General features: G+C 40.5%; 14 protein-coding genes and 1 tRNA gene. 9 read left to right on the plus strand and 6 right to left on the minus strand.

Annotation, left to right across the window (positions count from 1 at the left end):
- Positions 1-10: 10 nt before the first annotated feature.
- Positions 11-658 carry a hypothetical protein gene (locus NKI27_RS09350; RefSeq protein WP_265049388.1) on the minus strand — a complete coding sequence of 216 codons (648 nt, stop codon included), beginning with the start codon at positions 656-658 and terminating at the stop codon, positions 11-13.
- Positions 659-965: 307 nt separating this feature from the next.
- On the opposite strand from NKI27_RS09350, the gene NKI27_RS09355 reads away from it, so the two are divergent.
- From NKI27_RS09355 to NKI27_RS09365, 3 genes are all read left to right on the plus strand, one after another.
- Positions 966-2039: a hypothetical protein gene (locus NKI27_RS09355; protein ID WP_265049389.1), complete on the plus strand. Its 1074-nt coding sequence runs from the start codon at positions 966-968 to the stop codon at positions 2037-2039.
- Positions 2040-2070: 31 nt separating this feature from the next.
- The gene (locus NKI27_RS09360) at positions 2071-2640 is read left to right on the plus strand and encodes a LemA family protein (protein WP_265049390.1); all 570 of its coding nucleotides are present in this window, start codon (positions 2071-2073) and stop codon (positions 2638-2640) included.
- A gap of 200 nt (positions 2641-2840) precedes the next feature.
- Positions 2841-4034: a tyrosine-type recombinase/integrase gene (locus NKI27_RS09365; RefSeq protein WP_265049391.1), complete on the plus strand. Its 1194-nt coding sequence runs from the start codon at positions 2841-2843 to the stop codon at positions 4032-4034.
- An 842-nt stretch (positions 4035-4876) separates the two neighbouring features.
- On the opposite strand, the gene NKI27_RS09370 is transcribed toward NKI27_RS09365, so the two are convergent.
- Positions 4877-6343, minus strand: coding sequence for an esterase-like activity of phytase family protein (locus NKI27_RS09370; RefSeq protein ID WP_265049392.1), 1467 nt, complete (start codon positions 6341-6343; stop codon positions 4877-4879).
- A gap of 178 nt (positions 6344-6521) precedes the next feature.
- Between NKI27_RS09370 and NKI27_RS09375 the strand changes: the two genes are divergently transcribed.
- From NKI27_RS09375 to NKI27_RS09385, 3 genes are all read left to right on the plus strand, one after another.
- A complete protein-coding gene (locus NKI27_RS09375; protein ID WP_265049393.1) occupies positions 6522-7277 on the plus strand; it encodes an HAD family hydrolase in 756 nt (251 codons plus the stop codon).
- Between the two features lie 87 nt (positions 7278-7364).
- Positions 7365-8165, plus strand: coding sequence for a hypothetical protein (locus NKI27_RS09380; protein WP_265049394.1), 801 nt, complete (start codon positions 7365-7367; stop codon positions 8163-8165).
- Positions 8158-8664, plus strand: a complete 507-nt coding sequence (locus tag NKI27_RS09385; RefSeq protein WP_265049395.1) for a M48 metallopeptidase family protein — start codon at positions 8158-8160, stop codon at positions 8662-8664. Before NKI27_RS09380 ends, NKI27_RS09385 begins: the two co-directional genes overlap by 8 nt.
- 4 nt (positions 8665-8668) lie before the next feature.
- On the opposite strand, the gene NKI27_RS09390 is transcribed toward NKI27_RS09385, so the two are convergent.
- On the minus strand, positions 8669-9706 hold the full coding sequence (locus NKI27_RS09390; protein ID WP_265049396.1) for a DUF2860 domain-containing protein: 1038 nt from the start codon (positions 9704-9706) through the stop codon (positions 8669-8671).
- 323 nt (positions 9707-10029) lie between these two features.
- Here NKI27_RS09390 and NKI27_RS09395 point away from each other — a divergent pair, with 323 nt between their 5' ends.
- Positions 10030-11187: an iron-containing alcohol dehydrogenase gene (locus NKI27_RS09395; RefSeq protein WP_265049397.1), complete on the plus strand. Its 1158-nt coding sequence runs from the start codon at positions 10030-10032 to the stop codon at positions 11185-11187.
- Between the two features lie 70 nt (positions 11188-11257).
- On the opposite strand, the gene NKI27_RS09400 is transcribed toward NKI27_RS09395, so the two are convergent.
- Together NKI27_RS09400 and NKI27_RS09405 are read right to left on the minus strand one after the other, a co-directional pair.
- Entirely contained in the window at positions 11258-13639 is a 2382-nt protein-coding gene (locus NKI27_RS09400; protein WP_265049398.1) for a hybrid sensor histidine kinase/response regulator, read from the minus strand.
- 155 nt (positions 13640-13794) lie between these two features.
- Positions 13795-14577 carry a hypothetical protein gene (locus NKI27_RS09405; RefSeq protein ID WP_265049399.1) on the minus strand — a complete coding sequence of 261 codons (783 nt, stop codon included), beginning with the start codon at positions 14575-14577 and terminating at the stop codon, positions 13795-13797.
- Positions 14578-14761: 184 nt separating this feature from the next.
- On the opposite strand from NKI27_RS09405, the gene NKI27_RS09410 reads away from it, so the two are divergent.
- Together NKI27_RS09410 and NKI27_RS09415 are read left to right on the plus strand one after the other, a co-directional pair.
- Positions 14762-14837: transfer RNA gene (locus tag NKI27_RS09410), tRNA-Glu, on the plus strand.
- Between the two features lie 356 nt (positions 14838-15193).
- Positions 15194-17374 carry a malate synthase G gene (locus NKI27_RS09415; protein ID WP_265049400.1) on the plus strand — a complete coding sequence of 727 codons (2181 nt, stop codon included), beginning with the start codon at positions 15194-15196 and terminating at the stop codon, positions 17372-17374.
- Positions 17375-17478: 104 nt separating this feature from the next.
- Here the strand turns inward: NKI27_RS09415 and NKI27_RS09420 are convergent, their stop codons facing one another.
- On the minus strand, positions 17479-18042 hold the full coding sequence (locus tag NKI27_RS09420; RefSeq protein WP_265049401.1) for a DUF7931 domain-containing protein: 564 nt from the start codon (positions 18040-18042) through the stop codon (positions 17479-17481).
- Between the last annotated feature and the right edge of the window lie 23 nt (positions 18043-18065).

Consider the following 18065-nt stretch of genomic DNA (forward strand, 5'->3'; position numbering starts at 1 on the left):
CAGACCATTTCTATGTTTTGTCTAGTCTTTCTCGCAATAAATAGTGGCTAGGGTCAACAATAGGGTTGCAACTAAGTTGAGTAACTCGCCCTAGTTTGGATACGGTGATAGGTAATGAGGTTTTATTGATAAATTCAATGGTTGCGCCTTTTTCCATATATTCATTTAATACCTGATCAATATTAGATGAGATAAGAGTTGGAGAGTTTAACCACCATTGTGACGCATTCAGCGAGCTGTTGGTAACCCAAGTGTGTTTCAGTTCAGCTCTAGCGATCTCTGGGTTGTCATGATAGAAGTAACCTGCGTCATCATTGAGACGAACCACTTTAATTACTGTTCCTGTGAATTGGCTATTAACTGGCATAATTTCATAGCTACGAATTTTTTTCTTTTGATTTGAAAATTCTAAGAATTTTTTTAAGTTTTCTGTAGTGTTCAGATTCCAAAATATGCCATTCCAGTTACCATTCAACTTTTTAACTCTATTATATAGATAGCTATGCTGCTCATCGTCAGGGTTCCATTTGATCCCTGTATCACCGTGTAGGAATAATATGCCTGTTTGTTGCTCGGGAAGCATATTCTCAGCGGCGATAGCAGTTATATAGTCGTCTTCATTTTTATCTGTGTTATTAATGGTTGGTTTTAAAGTCATCTCTTATTTCCAAATAATATGTATATTGAGTTGAATGCCATTTGCGGCGGTACATGATTATTGGACCATGGAAAGGATAGGGCTTAGAGCCTATATGATGCGCTATAACGTAAGCATATCGAGTTTATTGATTTAGAATATATGATATGTAGTAATTGATTCATCGGTAATGGGGGCGCCGTTGACACATGAATAAATGAAGGTTTAAATATTTGTGAGTAGCTTCACATTAACAAAAATGAAAGATAAAAATCCTGTTTAAACAAAGTACTATAAACTATTACACCATGGACTCGGGTGGCTTTGTATGGACACATCATCACTAAAAACTGCGTTGGAAAGTTCAAAATCTAGTAATCAACAGCTTGATACGATACTGGAGAAAATTGACATTGCTCGGCAGTCAGCAAAAACTGCTGAAGATATTAATAGAATTGCCTCTGAAATTGAGCATTTTGCTCAAACTGGCGATTTTCAGTACAAGCATACTCATCTGTTAATCTTTTTTATTATTTCTGCTTTAGTGGCGTTAATTTTTTGGGTCACAGGACAAGCAGATATTATTAGGGATGATACTTCCACTATATCCTCGTTAGTTGCTTTAGCTACTGGTCTTTTCGTGTTTGCTATTGGTTTTAGCCAAAACCGAAATAAAGTTCTTAAAGTATCAAAGGCTTTGTTACTAAAAAGCACGTTGATTGATAATAATCTTGAATCTGCAGCTTTTAATGGAAGCTTATTATGGAAAGAACTTAAGCAAGATTTTCCTGATTTTCGTCGAGGAGATGAAAGTCAGTATATTGATGAGCTTTATGAAGGTAGGTTTGATGGTGAGGTAATTCAATTTAAGTACCGGTTGTACTCGTTTCATTATGTAGATGTAGAAACACGAACTTATACAGAATATAACTCAAGTTCAGAACTACATGAAACAAAAACTGAAACCGTCAGACATACTCGGTATAGGTACGGTATTCTTATGGATTTTCCTTGTGGTTCAGACTTTTGTCTATCAACTACAGGTTTAAAACCTTATAAATTTAAGTGGAAAACAACAAACAGATTGCTCAATCGGAAGCTTGCTATGACGGCTTCAAATGAGTTGACCTTAGCTAAGTTGTTACAGCCCGCAGTAGTCCTCAAGTTTGAACAGAGCTTATTGGGTTTTAAACAACCATGCTTACAGGTTCAAGGGCAGGGGCGTTTATGCTTATCTGTTTCCAGTAATCGTATATTGCCATCCACTCACTCAATTAGCCTTTCATTGGGAAATAAATTTATTGAGGTCTTGAGAGGAGATAAACAAAACAATGAGCTAAATGAATTGGTATCAAATATTGCTGTAATTACTGCATTTAATACCAATAAATATAGCGCCTAATTATTTTTTGATAGTTTAAAAAGGAAAATGTATGGATACTACTACTGTAATCATTGGAATGATTGTTATTATCGTGCTTTGGGTTGTCATCACTTTTAATGTGATCGTTGGCCGTTTCAACAGGGCTAAACGAGCTTGGGGTGATGTGATAACTTATGAACGTTTGAAAAATGATACTTTGCCACAATTAGCTGATATCACAGAAGACTTTAAGGAGTTTGAAAGTGGTTTACTTAAACAGGTAACTGAACTACGTACTGCAATACAGGGTTTAAATGAAAGAGCAATTGATACGAGTAAGCTGACTGTTGTTGAACAAATGTCGAAAGATGTAACTGAGAGCCTGCGTGTGTCTGTTGAAGCTTATCCTGAATTAAAAACAAATCGGGTAGTACAGCAATTGATGCAGGAGATTTCAGATAAAAATACAAATGTTGCTGCGGCAATAACACTTTTTAATCGAGGCGTTGAAGAATTTAATAATAGTATTCAGTATTTTCCAAATTCATTTATAAATACCATGTTGGTAAAAAAGACAACGCTAGATACCTTTTCTGATTCTACTGCGTCTTCAGGTTTTGAATTTAAGCCTAATTTTTGATAGGGGTGATCTGGTAATATTCTAATATTTTCATTTAAATGACCTCTATGAAATATTTCATAGAGGTCAACCTACCTTAATAGTCACCAATTAGAGCAACCTAACGCGACAGCTATATTCCAACCCCACTAATTGTCATTGCATATCCTCAGAAAAGCGTAAATTAATCTCTTCATTAATATGATTTGGAGAGGGCTCATATGAGCAGGCAACGCTTACCTGGAAAGTTAACTAATACGAAAATTAAGAGTTTTAAGGCACAAGAAAAACAGTACAAAATAAGCGACGGTGGTGGGCTTTATTTAATAGTTGGCACAAATGGTTCTCGCTATTGGAGACTAAAGTATTTTATTGATAGAAAAGAGAAAAGCCTGTCGATTGGTATATATCCAGACGTGACTTTGGCAGATGCTAGGGAAAAGGTACTTGCGGCTAAAAAATTAGTTACTCAACGCATTGATCCGTCAGTACATAGAAGGCGTGAACAGCAACGCCGAGCTGAGAATGATTTTAAATCAATTGCCATTGAATGGTGGAATAAGAAGTCAGGCCTTTGGACTGTAGATCATGCTGCAAGTGTAAAAAGAACATTAGAGAAAGAGGCTTTTCCTATTATTGGTGATATGCAAATAGACCAAATAACATCACAAGATTGTTTGTCTGTTGTACGTCATATTGAAGCAAGGGATGCGCTAGATGTTGCTGGCCGTGTGAAACAGCGAATGGGCTCAATATTCCGTTATGCTATTTATACTGGATACGTAAATAATAATCCTGTTGATGCCCTCAAGGATGTCATTAAGGCACGTAAAGTGAAGCATCAGAAGGCTTTAGATCTAGACCTGCTACCTAAATTTCTAAATGATGTTGATGTGAGTGAGCGATTAACATTTGTTACCAAACAAGCGATTAAATTCTTAGTTCATACTTTTGTACGTTCAGGTGAGCTTAGGGCTGCGAAATGGTCTGAGATAGATTTTATTAAGCAGGAATGGAGGATTCCAGCTGAACGTATGAAAATGAAAGAAATGCACATCGTTCCTCTTTCCTCTCAAGCATTAGACATTCTAAAAGAGCTCCATTCTAAAACCGGAAAACGAGAGTATTTATTCCCTGGGCAGCACAACCCCAGGCTTTACATGTCTGAAAATACGGTGACATATTCAATACGGAAAAGGTTGCACTACGACGCCACCGCTCACGGATTTAGAACGGTCGCCTCAACGATACTCAATGAAAACGGATTTCGTTATGACATTATTGAACGGCAGTTAGCACATGTTGAACGTAACAGCGTTCGAGCGGCCTATAACAGGGCGATGTACCTAAAGGATCGATGTGAAATGATGGCTTGGTGGGGTAATCATTTAGAGCAGTTGCGGAAAAGCTATTAAATAATAAGCAAACAGCTTTGCAAGCTAGAAGTGGGGGATAGCTGCGTTTAGTCCTTATGGGGGTGAATATAGAGACTATTTGATCGTTATTACCACTGTTAGTCGTTTGATAATACCTCCTCAGGTATTTAATCATCTTGATAGTAATAGAGAAGCTCACTCTATTGGGGGAGGTTCAGGGGTGATTCAAAGGGATCTGTTGAAAACCTATGCCTCATTGTCTGTGAAATACGGACTGAGAATATTTATACCGCAATTGATCGAATGATAGTAATTGCGTTGAGCATATTACGTGCAATAATTTTAAATTTAAGCTTCAGCATTAGACATCGTCAATACACATTGATCTCGACTGTTTAATGACGTTTAGAAAGGGTGAAAATAGCAACCTTTTATCCCTTTTTAGAAGGGGAACCAAGTCAATACTATCTCTTTAAATCAATAGACCTATTTAGAGATAGTAATAATGAAGACAAATTGTCAACGGTAACTGAATTTTGACCCACTTTGGCGGTTAAACGGTAATTTAAAATTGACCCACCCTTAGCGATTTTATCGTTAATTTATTTAATCTTATTTTGAGCTGATACTGGTACTATTCCCGTCGCTTATTTCCCTTTTAATTGATAACTCTATGCTGACGCCGTTATTTATTTAGACAAAAAATGCGTATTTGACTGAAGGCCATTTTTGATGAACTGCTTCATGTAGAGCTATTTTCACTATCAAATTGAATTATGAGCTGAATATAGCTATTATTCGGCTCATATGTAGAGTTGAATGATGATTGTATTCGGCTCATTCTAAGAGATAGTTAAGCTTAACTCTGGCGTAAGAAATAGTTATTTGGACACAGATATATCTACAGGAATAATATATAAATGATTACCGTCAATGGCGTTGCTGTTTAGCATTTTCTGTTCAAGCTCGCCTGAGCTAGTTGACCACGTAGCAAAATCATCGTCATTAAGAACCCCCAAATAATTGTCATTGATCACCCATAAGCCTTCCATCTTGTCATGTGGGTAGTCGACTTCAGCGACCATATCAACCACAAGCGACTTTTCTACAGGAACGATATTATTAGCGGCAAGTGTTGACCAATCACCATCAGCTAATACCTGTTCTTCTAGTGTATTGCCATTGATCGTTAAACCTAGGTTTTCGTCTTGTATAAGGTTGCCAGTGTTTTCAATTGATTCTAAATCAGTACCTGTGCTTAAGTCTAAACGATATACATGCTTCATCGCGTCTAGATTTGCAGCGCCACTGCCTTTCGGCCCACCGTAAAGAAAGCTACCATCGCGTTCTATAACTAAAAACTCTGTTGCACTGAGGGCCGAAATTTCTGAATTAGAATTTTCAGGCTTTTCTTGTTTGTATAAATACTGATGAGATTCGCCAGTATCTATGTTGACCGTGACAATGCGAGTGATATCCAAACTTTTGACAGATTTACTGGGGAGGTACAAGGTCGATTGCATGATACCCACTAAGGTTTTCTCATCAGGGGTAATGGTTAACCCTTCCATGCCTCGGTTTGCACGACGATATGAAAACTCGTTAGGCAAATAATGTGTCACCCTGTTATCTGCAGTGAAAGCATTAATACGCTCAATTTCTTTGCCTTCAGCATTAAAGTGCACTAAGTGTGGGCCATATTCATCACTGACCCAAAAGCTACCATCGCTCAACACCACCAAACCTTCTGGGTCAAGTCCGTAATCATCAAGCTTTATCGGGTTGGTCGATGCATTATAAGGTAAACTGCTATCCACCAAAACAGGTGACCCGTCAGATGTGTAAGGTGTTTCGCCTGTGCCCCCTAATGCAGAACTATTAGGAAGGCCCGTGATGAGTGTGCCATCTGGGCGCTTTAACAAAGTGGTTTTGATGAGCGAGACTTCGCCGGTTATGCCAACCTCGAATAAACCAATGCGTGGTGTATACTCTGGAGAGGGAAATTTTTTACCCTTACCGTAATCGCCCGTAAATGTAGCGTTCGGGCCGCGGTCTGTTAGAGCGTAAAAACGGTTATTGCGTTTGGGGTCTTTGGTCATAGCAGAACCAAACCCACCGTTGCGCACTTCAAAAGGTACACCGGTATTGACATCTATTAAATCTGACCGCAAAACGGTGTAGGGTAAATCGGCACCATCAACTGAAAAATTTTCGATAAATGCTTCTGCAGACGTTTCTATTTCTTTTTCTGTGTTGGGTGCTTGTTTATTTGATGAGTCTGAGCTGCATCCAGATAAGCTAATGATGCATGAAAGGCTGGCGGATAATAGTGTTTTATTAGAAAGCATTGATATTGTGTCCTGAAGAGTCATTATTGATAAAGGTTTGTATTAAGTTTTTAAATAGGCTGAGTGAGGATAAGTGGGGAGTGTGAATAAAGGATGACAGTGTGTTTCCCCCAAGGGGAATAATATTCGTACACTTTTAGGTATAATGACTGTCTACTAAATACATCTGGAGTGTTACATGCTTAAAGCCTTGTTTTTCGATATGGACGAAACCCTCTGCGATACGCAAGGTGCAAATGAGCAAGCTCAGCATTTAATGGGAGAGGCGGCTAAGCAAACGTTTGCCAATATTGATGGACAACGGTTTGCCAAAGAGTATGTAACGGGAATCTATCGAGAATGGTCTGACGAGCAACGTGCGCGTTATATGCCTATTATTGAGACCAAGGGAGAGGGGGCGTTTCGTTTGCAGCTAATACGCGACCTATTGGCTGACCAGCATATAGATGATGTTAGTGACGACGTAGCGATGATGTTACAAGAAAAATTTGATGCGGATCGTATTGCAGCGTTTTCTTTTTACCCAGGAATAGCTGACTTTTTAATACAAGCGCGAAAACTGTTTACCTTGGTGGTTATTACTAATGGTCCTGAATTTTCGCAAATACCTAAAGTTGAAGCGGTTAATATGGCAGATTATGTTGACCATATAATCATTGGTGGGCAAGAACCTGAACAAAAGCCCGCTGCCTCCATTTTTGAAAAAGCACTCACCTTAGCAAATTGCCAAGCACATGAAGTAGTTCACGTAGGAGATAGCTTAGCGGCGGATATAGTGGGTGCACACAACAGCGGCATAACTTCAGTGTGGATTCAGCACCAACAGCCACTCGATGCCGAATTAGGTATTAATCCGCACCATACCGTGATGCATCCAAGCGAAATTCCGGCTTTTATACGCAATTTACATGAGTCTTCAGCCCCGTCTTTGTAGATGGGTATGTTCACCGACTCGCGTCGGAATATGGGTAAAGAATGAAACGTCATCATTAATCACTTTATAAATAAACGTTAATTTAATATGTTCAGTATTTTTAAGTCCAAACCATTAATAGAGCAGTCGAGTGCGGACTGGATATTTGAAGCATACGAGTGGGCGTTGACACATTTTGATAGCCAAGAGTTTTTTGCGCGTAGTCGGCTTATTCAGCCCACTAATGAGTACTTTGCAGGCAGCGTGAGTAGTGTGCATGAAAAAGCTGAAACGGTTTATACACATACACGCCATTATGCGGGTTTAACGCATTGGCCATTTAAACTACAAGCGCCTGAATCTTATCAATATAAGCCATCTCCCCAGTTGGTGATTGGGGGGAATGCTGAAATGCTTGCAAGGAATTCAGTAACGAATAGTATGTCTACTATTGCGAGCGAAGAGCTTTTGTATTTGACCTACAACCCTCAGCAAACACTGAAGCCGGAAGACTTATCATCTAGTTTTGCGCATATTATGGCTCAATATCTGGTTATTCAATCTCAGTATTTTCCACCGGGTGGGCCTGATTATTTCGCAGAAGGTACAGAATTACTGGCCATATTTATGGGTTTTGGCGTGATGTTTGCCAATTCAGCTTACACGTTTCGGGGTGGTTGTGGCAGTTGTTATAATGGGCAGTCTAATCGCCAGGCAACACTGTCAGAAAGCGAGGTGCTATTTTCTATGGCGCTTTATTGCAAGCTTAAACAGATACCCACCTCTGACGCGACTCGATACCTTAAAAAACACTTAAAATCAGGCTATAAGCGCGCGTTAAAACAGATTAATCGCGAGCCAGAAAAATTAAACGCATTATTATCGTTTAGGCATATCGCTCGTGACTAAAAACCTTAAATATCTATCGGGATACCCTGAAACCATTACCTCGCAAGTAGCGCGGCTGATTGAAGAGGAGCGGTTAGGGGACTTTTTATTAAAACGTTATCCAAAAGCACATGAAGTTCGAACAGATAAAGCGCTCTATAGCTATGTTGTCGATATTAAGAATGACTATATAAGAAAGTCACAGCCATTAAGTAAGGTTGTTTATGATGACAAAATTAATGTCATCAATCATGCGTTGGGGTTACATACGTTTGTATCGAGGGTGCAGGGGGGCAAGCTAAAAGCTAAGAATGAAATTAGAATTGCCTCAGTGTTTAAAGGCACGCCTATTGAATTTTTAAGAATGATCGCCGTACATGAATTAGCGCATTTAAAAGAGAAAGATCATAATAAAGCGTTTTACAGCCTTTGCCGACATATGGAACCGAGCTACCATCAGCTAGAGTTAGATATGAGAATTTATTTAACTCACTTAGAACTGATAGGAAGACTTTATTGATTTATCATCGCCACTCATACGTCGCGCCAATACCTAAACCTGCTCCGCTTCTGTTATAAAACGTAATATTGGAGTCAGTTTCTCCCCAAAATCCAATCGCCATTAGGCTCCAGTTATCGAGGTTAAATGGCTTCTTGTATTTATAGAGCGCAAATAAAGACGCTCTATCCGTTTTCTCTCGCTTATTAAAAACAGGGTTGTCTATTGATGCTTTAAGTCGTCCGTACAGTGCTGTACCCGTAACCAGGTGGCGAGTTTTCCAGTAAATGACTTGTAGTCGAAGAGCGTATTCATCGTGGCCGTTTGCCTCACCTTTAGCATTTGCATGGGTGTACATGATGCCTGGCTGTATAATGACGTTATCGCTGATAGATAACATCTGGTCGATAGTAACTCTTTGGTAAAATGCATCACGGTGAAGCTTTGAACGGTCGCTATCCGTGAGCTGAGCCAGAGAACTGCCACTCAATTCAGTGTCTATATCACTATCGGCAAAGGCATACTGCACATCTAAGTAGCTTCCTGCGATATTTTTGAGCTTTATACGGCCACCTTGGGCTGTTTCATCCGTTTTTTCTCTTGTTTGATTGGTAAGGTAAGGGTCTTTCCAGGTTTCACCGATAAATGGAAGCTTAGGAAAGTATGCAAGTGTGAGGATGGAATTATCTTCGAACTGATGAGACCCCCCCACTTCTATTTGAAAGGCCCCTTTACCGACATTCTCACGGCTATTACCAACATAATACTGAGTCTTAAGACTATCAAGAGTAAAATCTAATCGAGCGAGCGGGAGTAGTTGACCGCCACGGGTTTCTTTTCCTGAATTGGATAGGTTTGTGGTTACCGCATTATCGTCATCAACATTAAATTGAGATTGCTGTTGGGTGAATCCCACGGTTATTCCTAGATCAGCACCCCAGCCTGCTTTATCCGCAAGTGGGCGAGCGGCCGCATTACTTGATACCGAAATTAGGTTTATCGTTAATAGGGCGTAGGCAGCATAAAATAATCGAGTTGATGAGCTTCGGGTAACGTGAAACATTAATAATCTCATTGAGTTTTAAGAAAATTGAGGTGTTATTTTGATGGCTCTATAAATAAGTGGGGAATGATAAAGATAGATGGTTTAAAAAGCTAACGGCTTTTGGTAAGTACTTTGTAAGCGTGTTTGATGGTGTGGGGATTAAGGCCTTATCATTAAGACAATTCTTAATGGTGCAGTATGATTGTATAAATATTTGAAACAATAAATTCAATTCGTTATGCATTGTTAGAACGTAATTTAATGCATAGACTAGATTAACTGTAAAACGAAGTGACATCGTTAATTGGAATTTAATCCGTATACACATTTAGGATCTTAATATGTTGAACTTTACTTTTCATAACCCAACCAGAATTCATTTTGGTGAAGGCCAAATAAAAGCAATTACTAAAGAAATACCAGCCGATGCGAAAGTGTTGGTTACTTATGGTGGCGGCTCGATCAAAAAGAATGGCGTGTATGACCAAGTATCAGAAGCGCTTAAAGATCACACATGGTTTGAGTTTTCAGGCATTGAGCCCAACCCGAGCTATGATACCTTAATAAAAGCATTGGATATTATTAAAGCGCATCAGGTTGATTATCTCCTAGCTGTCGGTGGTGGTTCTGTAGTTGATGGTACTAAGTTTATCGCAGCGGCAGCCAAATATAGCAATGGCGACCCTTGGGATATCGTAGCAAAGCAACAGAAAGTAACGGCGGCGCTCCCTATTGGTGCTGTTTTAACGTTACCTGCTACAGGGTCTGAAACGAACACTGGGGCCGTGGTAACGCGAGATGGCAATAAGCTACCGTTTAGTAGCCCATTAGTTAGACCTTTATTTGCTGTACTTGATCCTGCTGTAACGCTCACATTGTCTGATCGTCAGATAAGTAATGGTGTGGTTGATGCCTTTGTACATACGATGGAGCAGTATCTAACGTATTCTGTTGATGGCAAAGTACAAGACCGCATTTCTGAGGGCTTGCTCTTAACCTTAATCGAAGAAGGGCCAAAAGCGCTAACCGAAGAGAACAAGCATAACCTCGACGTACGCGCGAATATTATGTGGTCAGCAACACTTGCATTAAATGGATTAATCGGCGCGGGTGTTCCTCAAGATTGGGCAACACACATGATTGGTCACGAATTAACTGGCGGTTATGGTATCGACCATGCTAGAACTTTATCGATTGTATTACCGGGGGTAATGAAGGTATGTCGAGACGCTAAGGCAGGCAAATTACTGCAGTATGCCGAGCGTGTATGGGGTGTCACTGAAGGTGATGACAATAGCCGGATTGATAAGGCTATAGCGTTAACGGAAGGATTCTTTAAGCAAATGGGTGTACCTACACGTTTGTCAGATGTTGATCTAGCTGAGTCTGACATTGATGACATAATGGTCAAGCTAGAGCAGCATGGCATGGTGGCTCTAGGTGAGCGACGAGAAGTTACACCTGAAGTAAGTCGTAAGATATTACAGGCAGCACTTTAGGTTTCAGTTTAGGTCTAACGAATGGCCTCTAATTAGAGGCCATTCTTCATAGGCTTTCTATCAAAGCGGTTTATTCTACTGGTTCATCAGAGTCTTCAGGTCGGTCGATCCACTTTTTAAGCACCGATAACAAATCATGGCGATCATAAGGCTTTGTAATGTAATCATTCATGCCTGCGCTATAACACTTCTCTCTGTCGCCATGCATCACGTTAGCCGTTACAGCAATAATTGGCAGGCGTTCTTTTCTTAATTCTGTGCGAATATACTGGGTTGCCTCGTAGCCATCCATAACCGGCATGTGGCAATCCATTAATATCGCATCAAACGAATGAGCTTTCACTAAATCGACGGCTTCTTTACCGTTTAAAGCAATCATCACCTGATAACCAAGCTTGGTTAAAATGGCTTTAGCAACCATCTGGTTAACCTGGTTATCTTCTACTAATAATACTGAATGACCTTCACCTGCCTTAGGGTTGTCATTATTACTAACCTGAGTGGTTTTTGTGCCAAGCCCTATTGTTTTAAGGAGTGTTTTTTCAAGATTAGAGCGACTATACGGTGAGTGTAAGTGGCAACCATAGAATAAACGATGCTGACTATCTTTATTGGTCGCAAAATTAATTCCCGAAATTAGGATGATATGGTCTCTAGGCACTTTATCGTTTATTAGATTGCAAATGAGAGGTTCATCAATTAATACGATGGTCTTTTCGGGTGCGTTAATTGAAATAGATAAATCATTGAGCTTTGATTTGTCGGAATATGCCCGAATTTTAAGGTGCAGATTCCAATGTTGTAATTGCTTAATAAGATTAATGAACTGACTGTTATCATCTCGATGAATGACAAGAAATTCATAGTTATCCAGTTGAGTATTAATGGTGGATTGCTTTGAATTTAAGTCAACTTCAAGCGGTATCTTCGTTGTGAAGCAGCTACCTTTACCTTCAATTGACTCTACGGTAAGGCTGCCTTGCATGTGGGTGACGAGCTGACGACAAAGCGCCAAACCTAAACCTGTTCCACCATATTTTCGAGTAGTATCGGAGTAAGCTTGTGAGAACGGTGCAAAGATTTTCTCTGTTGAGTCAGAAGGGATACCGATACCTGTATCAATGACCTGCACAACGGTATAGCCACTATCAATGAATAGCTTAATCGTGACGGTGCCATGCTCAGTAAACTTGATGGCATTGCCTGTTAAATTGCTCACTACTTGGCGGAGTCTTGTTGGATCACCATATACCGCTTCGGGGAATCGGGGGTCAACATCAAGTACTAAATCGATGTGTTTAGCATGAGCATTTTGAGCAAGTAAGCTAGAAACCTCTTCTATCGTATGTCTAAGGTTGAAGCTAATAGATTCAAGTGTGAGCTTGCCAGACTCAACCTTCGAGATATCTAGAATATCATTGAGTAGATCAAGTAATGAAACCCCTGAGTTATATGCTACATCCAGCTGGCGTTTTTGACGGTCGCTGAGTGGTTCTTCCATGGTTAGGCTGATCATACCCAATACACCATTAAACGGGGTGCGTATCTCATGGCTCATATTGGCAAGAAAGTCTGCCCGAGCAGTTGCCCGTCGTATCGCTTCTTCTTTAGCGACCACTAATTCTTGATTGATCTTAATAAGTTGATCATTCTTATCGGATAGCTCTCGAGTACGTGTTTCAACGATTTGCTCTAGCTGTTCGGAATAGTGTTTAAGTCTCGACTCCGTTTTTCTTACCAGTTGAAGGCTGCGCTCTACTGTTTGTAAATGATCGTTAGTACTTTCAACCAAAATACCAATTTCATCATGTTGGTGTCCCTTAGGTACGGGTAAGCGAACTTTTTCTGGTGTTTCTGGGTCGACTTCGCTAACCGCATTTATAACTTTTAGCAGGGGTTTGGTGAGCATCACATAGAAAACTAGTAGCAATAAAGCGGAAAGCGCTAAGCTTTTGATAAATCCAGATATTAATGTAAACGATGCGCGTTTTAAAAAGGCAATGCCTGAAGGGTAGGTATCAACAATAACATTAAGGTTGCCTAAGTTGATGTCAGACAGCTGCTGGACCGCTAAATGGGTACTGTAATACCGAGTGGGTTCGAATAATAAATCGCTAAGCCAGCGGTATGAAGTGCTAGTTAATTTACGGTGTTTACGAGCTAAGACACGATTATCGCTATCAATGATTTCGGCTTCAATAATAGACGGGTGTTTAAGCAAGCCACCGAGTAGTTCCTCTGCTAGCCTAGAGTCAATATTGTAGGCTATCTGAGAGGCGGGCGTATGGCTAATGGTAATAAGCGCTTGAATGTCTCGGTCGAGCGCTGATTTTTCGTTTATATAATCGAGCAGTACTTGGAATAAATTTAAAACCATGCCCAACGCTAATGCAACCAGAACCGTATTTCTTGCCAGTTTAAATGACAGTCTATTTGATAAGTTGATTTTCACTTAGCCGTTGATCCTATTAAGCAGGTTGTCGTCCGTAGAGGGGCCTTTATACCTGAAAAAATGAACAAAACATACGACTTATAGCCGTTATCGGGTCATGGGTTAAATTTTTGACGTGCTATTCTGTGTTAATGTGTGTTTTGAAGACTAAGCCGCTAGTCATCATAGGTGTTTTTCTTTTGCCATGTGTCATCTTCATCAAGAAAGCTGTCCCATTCTTTATTTGCAGTGTCTTCAGTGGCTTGACCTTCTAAGGGTTTAGCTGCTTGTTTGCTGGCAAGCTCATCAAGCTCTTTGATTTTAGCTTTATAACCGTTAATAGCTTTAACAGCGAGAGGATTATCTTTGATACGCATCATCACAGAAATTGCATTATGGTAGTTGTTGATTGCAATTCTGGGTTTACCGTTTTTGAGTTCTGCTTCTGCTTTAGTGACAACTAAGTCCGCTTTAGATTTTGATATAAGATAACTGATATAAACTAAATATTTTTTGCCGGAGGCCTGATCAATCTTTTTCATTGCGCGCTGTCTTTCTATAAAACGATAGAGCAGTTCAAGTAGTTTGCTAATTTCTTTCGCTGTTGCTTCATCTTTTATTTGAACGGGTTGAGGGGGTTCGTTTGATGCCTGTACAACCTTAAGTGCTTCTTGGTCTTGTTGAAGTTTTGTTTTTAAGGCAGGGTCAGACTTAAACTTTGACAGCTCATTCAGTGTTTCAATGCCCCGCTGAATAATCATCGTCCGTAGCTCTTTGTTAAGGTACTGAGGAGGGATCTCACTAAGAAAGCGTTGAAGTCGGCGATACCGGTCTTGCATTGAGTTGATTTTGCGAACTTTCTCGATGCGCGCTTTTTCTTTGGCCTGACTAATCACTAGGACGGCGACAGACCCAATGATTATAAGTACGATAATAATGGTGATGGTCGTAGCGGACATATTTTGTATTGTTTCTCTTCAATGAAAATGTATAAAATTGAGTATAGACTAATCTATTGAAAAGACAGATGTTTACATAATAAATATGAACTAAAACATCTTAGTGTAAACATAGACTTGACCTATAAAAAAACAGACTGTAGAATGCGCGTCTTCCTAACTCAGCAAGACGTTTGGTTACTGCGTCCCCATCGTCTAGAGGCCTAGGACACCGCCCTTTCACGGCGGTAACAGGGGTTCGACTCCCCTTGGGGACGCCACTTATTCTAAAAACCCGTACTGTTATCAGTACGGGTTTTTTCGTTTCTAGGCTTATGTAAGTCGCTTTTGCTCATTACTGCCGTCTGCATCCTACGCAGCTCCCCACCTTTATAACCAAAGTAAACCAATGTCTGTGACTGACAAAATGTCAGACAGCCTTCTCTCTATAGGATTTATCCTTGATTTCGTGTAAAATTCTGCCCCCTAACATATTGTATCGGTATTGAATGGCGCGAGATTTTGCTTATCCGCATAGTCTCTATACCGACGTATTAGTAGTGTTAAGTTGTTAGAATCAAAAAGTATTTAATGGTTTCAAATAAACTGCACAAGCAAATAATCGAGGCTTTGATAAATGACAGAACGTGTTCAAGTTGGTGGCTTACAGGTCGCAAAAGTTCTTTATGACTTTGTTAATGAAAAGGCTATACCAGGAACTGGAGTTGAAGTAGATAAATTCTGGGCAGGTTTTGATGCCATCGTTAAAGATCTAGCGCCAAAAAATAAAGCATTGTTAGCTAAGCGTGACGATATTCAAGCAAAAATCGATGCTTACCACCAAGAGCGTAAAGGGCAGGCGCATAACGCAGCTGAATATAAAGCGTTTTTGCAAGAAATTGGCTACTTATTACCTGAAGGTGAAGCATTTGAGGCGACCACGCTAAATGTAGAGCCTGAAATCGCAGAAATGGCTGGCCCTCAGCTTGTAGTACCTGTGATGAATGCACGTTTTGCACTTAACGCTGCAAACGCTCGTTGGGGCTCTTTGTACGATGGCCTATACGGCACCAACGCTATTTCAGAAGAAGATGGCGCAGAAAAAGGTCAGGGCTATAACCCTGTTCGTGGTAACAAAGTTATCGCGTATGCGCGTGATTTCCTAGATCAAGCCGCACCGCTAGCGTCTGGTTCTCACAAAGACAGCACTAAATACGCCATCGAAGGTGGCAAATTAGTGGTTACTTTAACTGACGGTTCTACTGTTGGCTTAAAAGAAGAAGAGAAGTTACAAGGTTATACCGGTGATGCATCAGCACCTACAGGTATCTTGCTTAAGAATAACGGTTTACGATTTGAGTTACAGATAGACGCAACAAGCCCAATCGGTAAAACAGATGCGGCTGGTGTTAAAGATGTACTTATGGAAGCTGCATTAACAACGATTATGGATTGCGAAGATTCTGTAGCAGCCGTTGATGCTGAAGATAAAGTTGTTATCTATAGCAACTGGCTTGGCTTAATGAAGGGCGATCTAGAAGAAGAAGTGTCTAAAGGTGGCAAGACCTTTACGCGTCGCATGAACCCAGACCGTGAGTACACTGGCCTAGACGGAAACACGTTTGCAGTTAAAGGACGCTCAATGTTGTTCGTTCGTAACGTGGGTCATTTGATGACTAACCCTGCAATTCTTGATAGCGAAGGGAATGAAGTACCTGAAGGTATTATGGATGGTATGTTCACCACGTTGATCGCTATCCACGACATTAAAGGTAACTCACCTGTTAAGAACTCGACTACTGGTTCTGTAAACATCGTTAAGCCTAAGATGCACGGCCCAGAAGAAGTTGCATTTGCAAACGAGTTGTTTGGTCGCGTTGAAGACGCACTAGCATTACCACGATTCACCATGAAAATGGGCATCATGGATGAAGAGCGTCGCACTACTGTAAACCTTAAAGAGTGTATTCGTGCCGCTAAAGACCGTGTTGTATTCATCAACACGGGTTTCTTAGATCGTACAGGTGATGAAATACACACATCAATGGAAGCAGGCGTTATTATTCCTAAGTCAGTCATGAAGCAACAAGAGTGGATTCTTGCTTATGAAGACTGGAACGTTGACACAGGTCTAGAAACAGGTCTGCAAGGGCGTGCACAGATCGGTAAAGGTATGTGGGCAATGCCAGATGAAATGGGCATGATGATGGAGCAAAAAATAGGGCATCCTAAAGCAGGTGCAAACACTGCATGGGTTCCTTCTCCAACTGCAGCGGCGCTTCACGCTGTTCACTACCATCAAGTTGATGTATTTAAAACGCAGGATGAGATTAAGGCGCGTAAGCATGCATCGGTTGATGCCATCCTTAATATTCCAGTAATGGAAGATCCAAGCACATTGACCGCTGACCAGATACAAAAAGAGCTTGATAACAATGCTCAGGGTATTTTGGGTTATGTTGTTCGCTGGATTGATGCAGGCGTTGGTTGTTCTAAGGTGCCAGATATCAATGATGTGGGCTTGATGGAAGATCGTGCTACGTTGCGTATCTCATCACAGCATATGGCTAACTGGTTACGTCATGGCGTTTGTTCAGAAGAGCAAGTAATGGAAACATTAAAGCGCATGGCAAGCGTTGTTGATCGTCAAAACGCAAATGATCCAAGTTATATCAACATGGCTGGAAACTTTGAAGATAGTGTTGCGTTTCAGGCTGCCGTTGAGTTGGTTATAGAAGGGACTAAGCAACCAAATGGTTATACTGAGCCCGTTCTTCATCGTCGTCGTATTGAGCTTAAGGCTAAATTAGCAGGTTAATCGCTAATGTCTTAACCAATACAAAAAAAGCCGCACCCAAGGGTGCGGCTTTTTTGTATACGATTTAATCGGATTGTAGTTTAATTTTCCGGCTCTGGTTCTGGTTAAAGCCTAAGTTGCCTTAGCTCTTGAGACTCTGAAGAGTGGCGCCACAAATGGTCAAACACTTCAGTTAGCTGTTTGTTTCTGCCTGCGCTATTAAAGTTAGCAAACCCTTCATAAATAGAATTTTCTTTTTGGAAGATTACACCACAGCGATCGACTAAGACCATTGCTGACTCATCGTAAGGGTATGATTTATTGATGACCCTTAGCTGAATACTGCTAGGAAGTCTGCGTACCAGCTCTAATAGTCTTTGTGTGCTCACGACGAGAGGGTGTTCATCTACTATCAGTAGTTCAATGGTGGATCGAGAATGCGCTCTAGCTAACTTAGAGATTGCATCTCTTATAGGTTCGTAGTCGTAGATTTCTCGGTTTAAATGATGACTTAAGATTCTAACCTTATTAGTCGCTTGGCTAATCATTGAGGTGGTTAGCGCCCTAAGTGAATCGGGGGATGAAAATAAGTGCGTGCTTTTATCTTCACCCAACGAATAAGTGTGCTGATTTTCAATTGACGACGGAATGTCTTCAGTAAATGAATTGTTTGTCGCGTTATCATTCATATCTAATAACCCTGATAAAATAG

The organism is Alkalimarinus alittae, from assembly GCF_026016465.1.
Taxonomy (GTDB): Bacteria; Pseudomonadota; Gammaproteobacteria; order Pseudomonadales; family Oleiphilaceae; genus Alkalimarinus; species Alkalimarinus alittae.